The organism is Nostoc sp. S13 (assembly GCF_029379315.1).
Lineage (GTDB): Bacteria > Cyanobacteriota > Cyanobacteriia > Cyanobacteriales > Nostocaceae > Nostoc.
The window spans coordinates 1-11,507 of record NZ_JAQYWQ010000164.1; the positions used below are offsets into that span (position 1 = coordinate 1).

Here is an 11,507-nt window from a genome sequence, read left to right on the forward strand (position 1 = left end):
ATGCCCAATGCCCAATGCCCAATGCCCAATGCCCAATGCCCAATGCCCAATGCCTTGCTCACTTATAGAAGCGGCAACAATAGTGTCACGAAATAGTAAACCAAAGGAGCAGTAAAAATATAACTATCAGTACGGTCTAAAATACCACCGTGACCGGGGATTAACTGCCCAGAATCTTTGACTCCAGCATCCCGCTTGAGCATAGATTCGGTAAGATCCCCTAAAATGCTAGCAATGCCAATCAGTAAACCCAATGCTAAACCAGTGAAGGGAGATCTGGGCAAGTGTAGATAATAGGCTCCTGCTATAGCTACAGCAACACTGAAGATCATGCCAAAGACAGCACCTTCTACAGTTTTTTTCGGGCTAATCTCAGACAGACGGGTTTTCCCAAAGAATTTGCCAATGGTGTAAGCACCGATATCGGCTGCCCAAATACACAAAAAAGTCAGTAGTGTTGCTGTAAAACCTTGTGGTAAAGAAGCGGAATTTGCCTTTTCCCAGAAATCTATCCAGATTGTCGGCCAGTAACCTCCGAAAGGGAGATTGCTAAAAGTAGCACTATCAATTGCTCGTAACCGTACCCAGTAACTCGGTAAATAACCTACGTAAAATAGCCCCATGATAGAAGCTGAAACATCAGCGATCGTGGCAAATTTGGGCTGAAACAGCAGGTAAAAACAAATAAGTGTGCCAGCAATTGGCATCACAGCATCAGCTAAACTGCCATCAAGAGTACAAATCACCAGCAAAACTTGGCTGACAGCCATAGTGGTTTTAGCAGCAGGAGTAATGCCTCTGGCTCGCACCAAATTAAAATATTCTTGTTGACCCAAGAAGACCACAACCGCAAACATGATGGTAAAGTACCAGCCCCCCAAAAGGGTAACAGAAAGAGCAAGAGCGATCGCAATAATTCCACTAATAATCCGAGACCAAGGCATAAAAGTATTTTGGATTTTGGATTTTGGATTTTGGATTAGAGATTAGGTATTCGAGATTAGGGATTGGTAATTGTGGCTTGGTTTGTTATGAACTATGACCTAAATCCCCAATCTAAAATCTAAAATCGTTCGACTGAGCGCTCACGCCGAAGTCTAAAATCTAAAATCTTTTTGATTTAGTCTAGTTTCTCACCACTGAGGATGAAAATGGGATCAACGGCAGTAAAGGTTTGAGAAAAGCCGCGTGTTTCTAGGCGGTTCACCGCAGACTGGACAACTTCGATATTTCTAGCCCTTAACAGGGAAAAGCTCTGGGAAATAGCATACAGACTTTCTAGATTAGCAGCTGTGGCTACAACTCGACCGGATGGCGGCAAATAATGCCAAGCTGCTTGCAAAATTTCCTGAATGGGGCGTCCTCCCTCGATACAAACGCGGTGAGGAATAACTTTGAGGTCATGCAAACACTCTGGGGCACTACCTTCAATTACTTTGACATTCTTCACTTCAAAGCGATCGCAGTTACGCTTGATCAGATTAGCGACTTCTTCATCCCTTTCTATAGCGATAATCTGTCCATCTGGACACAATAGCCCCACCTCTACCGGAATTGTACCTGTCCCTGCGCCAATATCCCACAACACAGAATCTGATTTTAGTCGCAGTTGGGCAATTAATAGTAGTCGGACTTCTCGCTGGCTCAGGGGAATTCCTGGCAAATGTTCAAACAATTCATCGGGAATACCAGGGGTAATATAAGGCCAAAGTTGGGAGGGCATAGGACTACGCAATTATACTAAAGATATCGGTTTGCCAAATTGAAAAGCCATAAGCTCTAAAAACTTTTCAACCCTAGCATTATCAGAAACCATCATGATTGGCGAAATATTAGGCGATGTCCAGGGACAAGACGCTACACGTCTACGCTACGAAGTTCAGCAGCTATTAGGAAAAAAACCAGGGCGGCGGACGTTGTTAGCTCGTGATTTGCAAACTCAGGAATTAGTTGTCATCAAGTTACTCTCTTTTGGTGGTGACTTTGAATGGGATTCACTTAAGCTGTTTGAGCGGGAAGCTGAAATTTTAAAATCTTTGTCACATCCCTTAATTCCTCACTATTTAAACTATTTTGAGGTAAATTTACCAAACATTAAAGGATTTGCCCTAGTACAAACTTATATCCCTGCACAAAGTTTAGAGCAATATTTACAAACTGGGCGAACTTTTACAGAAGCAGAAGTCAAGCAGATAGCCAAAGCACTTTTAAAGATTCTTATTTACCTACATGGACTGTATCCGCCTGTAATTCACCGTGATATTAAGCCTAGCAATATTTTATTGGGCGATCGCTCTGGTAATAGTATCGGTCAAATTTACCTGGTAGATTTTGGCTCAGTACAGACTGTCCTCGCCACAGAAAGCGGGACAAGAACTGTGGTAGGAACCTATGGATATATGCCACCAGAACAATTTGGTGGACGTACTGTTGCAGCATCTGACCTTTATAGTTTAGGTGCAACCTTAATTTATTTAGTCACGGGTACTTACCCAGCCGATTTACCCCAAAAGGATTTTCGCATTCAGTTTGAACAAGCAGCTAATCTGAGTCCCAGCTTTACCAATTGGCTAAAGTGGATGATTGAACCCAGTTTAGAACGGCGTTTGAGTTCTGCTACCGAAGCGATCGCAGCTTTAGAGAAACCACAATCGACAAATTTGCCTGCTTTGGTTGTTGGTAAACCAGATGGGAGTAAGATTCAACTAACCAAAAATTGGGATTCTTTAGAAATTATCGTTCCACCAGCTGGTTTTAATCCATCAATAGTACTCACAGGTGTATTTGCGATCGCCTGGAATTCATTTATCCTAATTTGGACAATTAACGCACTCTGGGTTCCTTTTCCTGTCAATATCCCCTTTGCTTTGTTCTCACTTCCTTTTTGGAGTGCTGGCTTTCTGATGGTGTATAAATTTTTCTTTAACTTGTTTGGACGCATCTGCTTACGCCTGAATCCCAAAGAAATTGCCCTAACCTGGGAGTTGTTTGCTTGGAAATCTTATCGTCCCCGTGCATCACCAAGGCAAAGTGTTACTAAGTTGGTTTACATTCCCAAACATTTTACTAAAGATTCTGAAGGCACTAGGATTCCTGTTCCAGCACAATTGGATATTTGGGTAGGAGTAAAAAAATATCAACTTGGTGGTATTAGTGGTGTTATTAAATCTGAAGCGGAACTGGAATGGCTAGCTCATGAATTAAGCGATTGGTTAGGTTTGCCAATTACAAATCCAATTAGAAATTAGTTGCCTTGATCATTGCTTTGTTCAACGTGTCCAGTTCTGTCTCAACCATACTCGATATAGAACTTATGTACTATTATGAGTGCAGATACTTGGCAGATTGCCCTATTCATCCAGCAAATTGCTCAAAAAAAATAGCTAACAGTTGGAAAACTTATGCTTTTATGGATAATAATGTCTTCATAGACCGTACAAATGTACTAATAAAGTTGAGATGAGACTTAATTGTAACCCTTATTACGAAACAAAATTTGGTGCTGCTTATTTGGGAAACAGCCTAGAATTAATGGCAGGTATTCCCGACGAAAGTATCGATTTAATTTGTACTTCTCCACCATTTGCACTGCTTCGTAAAAAAGAATACGGAAATGTTGATGCCGATGAATATGTTGAATGGTTTAAAGATTATGCGGCACAGTTTTACCGTATTCTTAAACCAACAGGCTCACTAGTTATTGATATTGGTGGCAGTTGGATTAAAGGGATGCCAGTTCGTTCTCTTTATCATTTTGAACTGGTTGTTGCTTTGTGCAAAGCCAAAGAAAAAGGCGGACTTGGATTTTATCTGGCACAAGAATTGTATTGGTATAATCCAGCAAAACTACCCACCCCCGCCGAATGGGTAACAGTTCGCCGGGAAAGAGTGAAAGATTCGGTAAATACTATTTGGTGGCTATCAAAAGAACCGCATCCTAAAGCTAATAACAGAAGGGTTTTAAAGCCTTATAGTGATGCGATGAAAAACCTTCTAAAGAATGGCTATAAACCTAAAATTAGGCCATCAGGTCATGATATTTCCGATAAATTTGGGAAGGATAGGGGAGGAGCTATCCCCTCGAATATTATTGATGGACGTTGTAGTACAGACAAAGAAGAAATAGGGCAACAGACTCTTATAGAAGAAACTTTATTTGAAGATTTAATCCAGCCCGTAAATGTAATTTCTGCCTCGAATACTGCTTCCAACGATTATTACCAAAGGCGTTGCAAACAAGAAGGTTTTAAGCCACACCCGGCAAGATTTCCTCAAGCTTTACCAGAGTTTGTCATCAACCTTTGTACAGAACCAGGTGATATTGTTTTAGAACCTTTTGCTGGTTCTAATATGACAGGTCGAGTTGCAGAAACTTTACAAAGACGCTGGTTAGCTTTTGAGATTGATGAAGACTATATCATCAGCTCAAAACTGAGATTTGAAGAAAATGCTCCTTTGGTTGTTGAACCTCCAGCAGATTTACCACCAATAGCAACAGAAAATGCTGATAATAACCAGTCAGTACAGTTAGGACTATTTTAAAGAAGGCACTCCAACTAATCAGATGTTTTAAGGAAATTGCAGAATGGAGTCTAATAAATTAAAAAGGTTTACTTATGGACATCAGTTTGAGCCAGCAAAATTTTCTTTAGTTGAAATTATGGAATTATGTAAAGAATGCCAACCAAGTCGGGACACCCTGGAAGCCAATATTGCCCAACGTTATTTTTCCCAACATTCTAAACGGGCATCATCCATGCTGGCTTTAGAAAATATCGGCAAATTGGCAATGAATTGTTTCTTATCACTCAGAGCTTATCAGCTGATTGAGGACTTGGAACAGCCGCGCCAATATAAAATCACTCCTCTTGTTGAGGAAATTTTATTGAAGTCCAACAATACCTCTTTTGTAAATCGATGGTTTGCGGCTCACATATTAAATAATCTGTCAGGCATGGCTTTATTAAAGGCTATCGACGCAATTAATTCCAGAGGAGAAGAACCACAGTTAGAATCGATAGCTTATGAATTACAAGAAAGGGGATATGCCATATCGCCCAACGCCATTTACACAAGTACAATGAGAAGTTGGTTGTCCTTGGCAGGTGTTTTTGAACGGGAATACGAAATCAATTGGGATGTTGTTTCCGAAATTCTAGGCATCAATAAAGATTTTATCGACGAGCTTTATACCCTGACTCCCGGACAAAAACATTTTCTGCTGAGTCTGCTGAATCTTGATGTGAAAGAACTTATACCAGCTAATAAAGTTGCCCAACATACCAGAAGTATTTATAAATTAAGACTCACAACTAAAAATTTAGTCAAGGATGTTATTGAACCTCTTGCAACTCTCGGTTTAATAGAAACAGAAAAAACCACAGGTGGCAGAGGAGCTAAACCGAATAAAGTCAGATTAACTAGCAAAGCTCAGTCTGAACTATTAGCACCCCTTCTATAATCAATCGCTAATGAAACAAGGCTTTCGGAAATTGAACTAAACCGCACCTTTGATGATGTTGTAAATGAATTAAAACATCCAGATAAACATATTAAAGGCAAAGCGTTAGAGCTTCTGGCAGTCTGGATGATACGCCTAACCAGTCTACGTTTTACAAAATGGCGCAGTAGAGAAAATGGTAAAGGGGAAGTAGATGTTCTGGCAGCTTCAGACAGGTTTGTTTATAGTCGGTGGCAGATTCAATGCAAAAACACAAATAAGGTTGATATTGATGTCTTAGCCAAAGAAATTGGGCTGACATTTGTTACAGGGGCAGACGTGGTAATGGTTGTAACAACTGGTGAGTTTACAAGGGATGCTTATCAATATGCTTACAGAATGATGGAAGTATCCCGATATTATATGATTTTGTTACAAAAAGATGATATAGAAGCAATTAAAAAGGATAAGACGAATATTGTTGAAATTTTCGACAGAAAGGCTAGGCGAGTATTTGCTAAGAAAGAACTCGACGTTTCTGACGAAGAGTTAAATGAAATTGAACAGGAAGAAGATTTGATTGCTGAAGCTATCGAAGATGAAATAAATGATAACAGTTGAGATATTTATTTGGCGATATTGGTATTGCTATATGTAAAAATACGTAATTATATTAATTTTATTTATACCAATCTTGAAAGAGGGTTGAGCGCTGATCAGTGGCGAACTCATCGGATTTGAGCCATCAATGTCTATATTTAATTACAGATGCCTTAGAGGAAATTTATATGTTTGGACTGGGATGGCCAGAAATAGCTGTAATTACCATAGTCGCTGTTCTAATTTTTGGGCCAAAAAAAATTCCCGAACTGGGAACTGCACTGGGCAAAACCCTACGAGGTTTTAAGGAGGAGATGAAAACTCCCAGCGAGGAAACCAATCAGGAAGAAGAAAAACAATGATTAAAGGGAGTCAGAATACAGGAGGCAGTGCGTTGGCTCCTCCTGATTCTTGACTACAGTAAGGTATTAACAACAGAAGAAGGTGTGATCCCATTTTGGGAATCGATGACATTTGTGCCGGGATTTTGTTGGTGTGTCTCTTCCTTCGCTAAACCACGCAACTTAATTAACTTAATAGCGCGAGTGACGCTTTCTGGTAAAATTACCACCAGGCTGTTATCAGGAGCCATGTCTAAGCCTTTATTTATCGCTTGAGTTTCATCCAGAATTGATTCATAGCGGCTATCAGGCTTAACTTGGGTGATGCCTTGAATAATCAATTGGGCAGCTGATCCCCGTAAACGTCCACGGGTGTCATCGTCTTCTTTGATGATGATGTAATCAAAAATTTGTGCTGCTAGTTTGCCCAAAGTAACAAAGTCTTCGTCACGGCGATCGCCTGGGCCACCAATTACGCCAATCCGTTGTCCTGTAGTCCAGTTCCGCACAAAGGAACCCACAGCTTCGTAACTGGCTGCGTTGTGGGCATAGTCTACCAAAGCGTGGTAATTGCCTAAATTAAATAAATTCATCCGTCCGGGTGTTTGACTAACTGAAGCCCGGAAGGTCTTCAAACCAGCACGAATCTGCTCAATTGTGACGTTCTGCACGAATGCTGCCAAACTTGCAGCTAAAGCGTTGGCAATCATAAACGGCGCACGTCCGCCCATTGTTAAAGGTATATTTTCTGCTCTTTCGATGCGATGTGTCCAATCACCTTTAACAATTGACAAATAGCCATTTTCATATACTGCCGCTACTCCGCCCTTTTGGATGTGCTTCCGCACCAATTCCGAGTTGGGGTTCATGGTGAAGTAAGCAATATTAGCCTTAGTTTTTTCTGACATGGCGGCGACGCGGTGATCGTCGGCATTGAGTACCGCATAGCCATCAGGGAATACGGCTTCTGCTACTACGCTCTTAAGGTTAGCTAGCTGCTCAATGGTATCTATATCGCCTATTCCTAAGTGGTCGGAGGCTACATTTAATACCACACCCACATTTGCGGCTTCAAAGCCCAATCCAGAGCGGAGGATGCCACCGCGAGCCGTTTCCAGTACCGCTACTTCTACTGTGGGATCTTGGAGGATGACATGGGCACTTTGGGGGCCTGTGTTATCACCTGATTCTACTAAGTAATCACCGATATATGTTCCATCCGTAGTAGTATAGCCTACTACTTTTCCAGTCTGTTTATAAATATGTGCTAGTAGTCGGGTAGTAGTGGTTTTGCCATTAGTGCCCGTAATGCTGAGGATGGGAATTTGGCTAGATTGCTCGTTAGGGAACAGCATATCCATCACTGCACCAGCGACGTTGCGCGGGATGCCTACGCTTGGGGCAACGTGCATTCGGAAGCCGGGAGCGGCGTTAACTTCGACAATCACGCCATCCACTTCCCGCAGAGGACGGCCAATATCCGTGGTGACAATATCCAAGCCAGCGATATCCAAACCGATAATTTTGACCACCCGTTGTGCCAACCAAAGATTTTCTGGGTGAATTTCATCGGTACGGTCTACGGCGCTACCACCTGTACTTAAGTTTGCTGTTGCCCTAAGATAACAAATAGTGCCCTTGGCTGGAACGCTATTTAGGGTATAGCCTTGCCTTTCTAAGAGCTGGTAGCTAGTGCGGTCTAGTTCAATCTTGGTCAGGACGTTATCATGTCCTTCACCGCGATTTGGGTCAAGGTTTGTTTCCTCAATCAGTTCGGCGATCGTCGATCTGGCATTGCCAATCACATGAGCCGGGACGCGTTCGGCTACTGCTACTACTTTGCCATTTACCACTAATACCCGGTGGTCGCGCCCAACGTAATATCTTTCGACAATAATTGACCGGGAAACCTGTCTGGCAGCTTCGTATCCGGCTTCAGCTTCTTCCCAAGTTCTGATATCAATGGTGATCCCACGTCCATGATTGCCATCCAGGGGCTTGATGACGATGGGATAGCCACCAACTAATTCCAGCGCTTGTTCTAAATCGTCTAAGAAGTTGATCACTGTACCTTTAGGTACTGGCGCACCAGCAGCAGCGAGGATGCGTTTAGTGGCTTCTTTATCGCAAGCTAGCTCTACGCCTAGAATGCTGGTGTTGTCGGTCATTGTCGCCTGCATCCGCTTTTGGTTCACGCCGTAGCCTAGCTGAATCAAAAAGCGGGCTTCCAGAGACATCCAGGGAATACCTCTTTTTTCTGCTTCTTTGACGATCGCTTCTGTGGAAGGGCCTAAGGAAGCATCACGGGTGAAGTCTTTCAGGTCTTGGATATCTTGCTCTAGTTCTGCCTTAGGATAACGGCCTCGATCAACGATACTCTGGCACAGGCGCACTGCGGCTCGTCCAGCGTAACGTCCCGCTTCCTCATTCAGGTACTCGATCACTACTTGGTAAATTCCGCGTGTGGCAGTTTCGCGGGTGCGACCAAAGCCGACATGCATACCAGCTAATTCCTGGAGTTCTAGGGCGACGTGTTCCACGATATGGCCGATCATAGTGCCTTCTTTGACTCGCATCAAAAAACCACCACGACAGCCAGGTGAACAATAGTGACCCTCCAGACTCGGCAGCGCCTCAACTAATCCTTCATAAAAGCCAGGGATTTCATTCGAGGGCGTCTCGCCAAGGGTTTCTAAATCGAGGCGCATGACGATCAACTTGTGGCGTCGAATGCTCCAATAGTTTGGGCCGCGTAAGGTCTGGATCTTGAGGATTCTCATGGGAATAGGTAGATGGAGATTCGGAACCAAAATTCTAGTTTCTTACTGGAATTGACCGCTAAACTGTTCATTGCAAACAGTTTTTTCTTTTTACATGGTATTCTTATCATTTTTCTCTGCGAAGAAATAATAAATGTGCGGTCAACTCAGTGTAACCTCAGATACTCTATCCCGTCAGCTGGAGATTCGATGTACAGCAGGCAATACAGTGCGCTGGTACAAGTGGAAGCGATCGCCGTAGCTGAGGATATGGAGACGTAAATTATGCACGGTTAATGGTTCATTAGCACCGACATGGGGTTCGTTGGTGTGGGTGAGTTCGGTGGGATCAACAATGGTGACACTGCCTTTGCCCATAACTTGTAGCCAACCATCGCGTTCAAACACAGCACAAGTATCTTCGTCAATACCAATACCTAAGCGATCGGGATGAGCTGAGATCGCACTAATCAGTCGCCCCATACGATTACGGTTATTAAAGTGTTGGTCAACGATTACTTCGGGAATAAATCCCAAACCCGTTGCCATATCGACTAAGGAACGATTTGGCGACTCTCCACTACCGCCACCAGCAATCATATGATGCCCCATCACTGCCGCTCCTGCACTGGTGCCTGCTAACGTAAGTTGCCCCGCCCTTACCCTCTGCCGAATAATTTCCATTGCTGGCGTATCTGCCAATACGCCACAAAGACGCAGCTGGTCTCCTCCTGTCAAAAATACCCCACTACAGGCTTCTAAGGATGCTTTAATCTGGGAGGCTTCACATTGTTCCCGTTCGCGGATGTCTAAAATCTCTACCTTCTGGGCACCCATTTCTTCAAAAATGCGAATATACCGACCACCGATGATGGCGGGTTCGCGAGAGGCAGATGGAATAATTGTAATATAAGCCTTACTAGCACCAGCACGTCCAAAAAAAGTTCGTAGGATTTCGCGCCCGTGAACTTTATCTTCTGCGCCTCCGATAACCAGAACGGCGGTTTTAGTTGCTTGGGGTGTCCTCATTTCTAGCGATTTAGCTTGTAATTGCGGCATTGTGTTTCTCCTGTCAACAACTTCAGGTGAATTTAACAAGGTTCAGAAGCAGCCATGATTTTTGCGCTTGACTTCTTTGAGAGGACACTTTTTGGAAGTTTGGAACTGTTTCAGGCACTCTCCAAATTCTCGCTTAACGCTCGCGTTGCCTTCAGTCTAAACGTGTTTGTTCCCATTCCTCAAAGCCAGCGCCTTGTTTTTCACCTGTCCACTTGCAGCAGGGCAAAGTAGTCTTTAGGGGGCTAGATTCCGCCTCTAGGGTTGGGGATGAGCAGTTAAGACTACGCTTTTTTCTGAGGCTGGATCGATACATCCTGGAAGTTGTTAACTTGATATGATTATTAATTTAAATGTAGTTGTGACAACATTTAAACATAAATTAAGTAATTAGAAAAACTTTTGATCCCATCTAAAATCCAAGAGATCTGGTAGTTTTAGATACTATTGATAAAGTTTAACTGGAGTTTGACCCGACCTTGGCTTGATGGTGTTTGCTAAACATTCAATTTAAGATTAGTGTCCTCGAATACGAATAACTGTGCGCTTTGATATAGTTACGCTTTTTCCTGACTGTTTTAACTCTGTTCTCAATTCTGGACTGCTGGGTAAAGCCTTAGCCAAACAGATTGCCGAAGTGCATCTGATTAACCCACGGGACTTTACCACTGACAAGCACCGAAAGGTAGATGATGAACCCTACGGCGGCGGTGTTGGGATGCTAATGAAGCCAGAACCTATTTTTACCTCTGTGGAGTCGCTGCCGATTCTACCCCGAAGAGAAGTAATTTTGATGAGTCCACAGGGTCAAACAATTAATCAACCTCTTTTGAAAGAATTGGTGACAAATTATGACCAGTTAGTAGTTATTTGCGGGCATTACGAAGGAGTGGATGAGAGGGTGCTACATTTGGTAACTCGTGAGGTATCTTTAGGTGATTTTATTCTGACTGGCGGAGAAATTCCAGCGATGGCTTTGATTAATGGTGTAGTGCGGCTATTACCCGGAACTGTGGCCAAAACGGAGTCCCTGACAGCAGAAAGTTTTGAGGAAGGGTTATTGGACTATCCCCAATATACTCGTCCTGCCAATTTTCGCGGTTTGAAAGTGCCTGATGTCTTGCTTAGTGGGAATCACGCCGCGATCGCACAGTGGCGTTACGAACAACAAATTCAAAGAACCCGCGATCGCCGTCCTGATCTCCTGGATAAATGGAAGCAGGGGGAGCAGGGGGAGAATAATAATTTCTAACTCCTGACAAATGACAAATGACAAATGACAAATGACAAATGACAAATGACAAATGACAA

The 11,507-nt window shown here is 43.1% G+C and carries 10 protein-coding genes; 6 read left to right on the forward strand and 4 right to left on the reverse strand.

Features of this window, described 5'->3' with window-relative positions:
* Window positions 1–62 precede the first annotated feature (62 nt).
* Together PUQ00_RS30160 and cbiT are read right to left on the reverse strand one after the other, a co-directional pair.
* Window positions 63–944: a phosphatidate cytidylyltransferase gene (locus PUQ00_RS30160; RefSeq protein WP_300423430.1), complete on the reverse strand. Its 882-nt coding sequence runs from the start codon at window positions 942–944 to the stop codon at window positions 63–65.
* A 176-nt stretch (window positions 945–1,120) separates the two neighbouring features.
* Window positions 1,121–1,723: a precorrin-6Y C5,15-methyltransferase subunit CbiT gene (gene cbiT / locus PUQ00_RS30165; protein ID WP_300423432.1), complete on the reverse strand. Its 603-nt coding sequence runs from the start codon at window positions 1,721–1,723 to the stop codon at window positions 1,121–1,123.
* 94 nt (window positions 1,724–1,817) lie between these two features.
* On the opposite strand from cbiT, the gene PUQ00_RS30170 reads away from it, so the two are divergent.
* The 5 genes from PUQ00_RS30170 to tatA all read left to right on the forward strand — a co-directional run bounded on the left by PUQ00_RS30170 (window position 1,818) and on the right by tatA (window position 6,402).
* Entirely contained in the window at window positions 1,818–3,248 is a 1,431-nt protein-coding gene (locus tag PUQ00_RS30170; RefSeq protein WP_300423433.1) for a serine/threonine-protein kinase, read from the forward strand.
* A gap of 211 nt (window positions 3,249–3,459) precedes the next feature.
* Window positions 3,460–4,542: a site-specific DNA-methyltransferase gene (locus PUQ00_RS30175; protein ID WP_300423434.1), complete on the forward strand. Its 1,083-nt coding sequence runs from the start codon at window positions 3,460–3,462 to the stop codon at window positions 4,540–4,542.
* Window positions 4,543–4,585: 43 nt separating this feature from the next.
* Window positions 4,586–5,461, forward strand: coding sequence for a hypothetical protein (locus tag PUQ00_RS30180; RefSeq protein ID WP_300423435.1), 876 nt, complete (start codon window positions 4,586–4,588; stop codon window positions 5,459–5,461).
* 126 nt (window positions 5,462–5,587) lie between these two features.
* Window positions 5,588–6,061: a restriction endonuclease gene (locus PUQ00_RS30185; RefSeq protein WP_300423437.1), complete on the forward strand. Its 474-nt coding sequence runs from the start codon at window positions 5,588–5,590 to the stop codon at window positions 6,059–6,061.
* Window positions 6,062–6,228: 167 nt separating this feature from the next.
* Entirely contained in the window at window positions 6,229–6,402 is a 174-nt protein-coding gene (gene tatA / locus PUQ00_RS30190) for a twin-arginine translocase TatA/TatE family subunit (RefSeq protein ID WP_196527662.1), read from the forward strand.
* Window positions 6,403–6,455: 53 nt separating this feature from the next.
* On the opposite strand, the gene cphA is transcribed toward tatA, so the two are convergent.
* Window positions 6,456–9,161, reverse strand: a complete 2,706-nt coding sequence (gene cphA, locus PUQ00_RS30195) for a cyanophycin synthetase (RefSeq protein ID WP_300423441.1) — start codon at window positions 9,159–9,161, stop codon at window positions 6,456–6,458.
* A gap of 174 nt (window positions 9,162–9,335) precedes the next feature.
* The gene (locus tag PUQ00_RS30200; RefSeq protein WP_300423438.1) at window positions 9,336–10,199 is read right to left on the reverse strand and encodes a cyanophycinase; all 864 of its coding nucleotides are present in this window, start codon (window positions 10,197–10,199) and stop codon (window positions 9,336–9,338) included.
* A gap of 538 nt (window positions 10,200–10,737) precedes the next feature.
* On the opposite strand from PUQ00_RS30200, the gene trmD reads away from it, so the two are divergent.
* On the forward strand, window positions 10,738–11,448 hold the full coding sequence (gene trmD, locus PUQ00_RS30205) for a tRNA (guanosine(37)-N1)-methyltransferase TrmD (RefSeq protein WP_300423440.1): 711 nt from the start codon (window positions 10,738–10,740) through the stop codon (window positions 11,446–11,448).
* The last annotated feature ends 59 nt before the right edge of the window (window positions 11,449–11,507 follow it).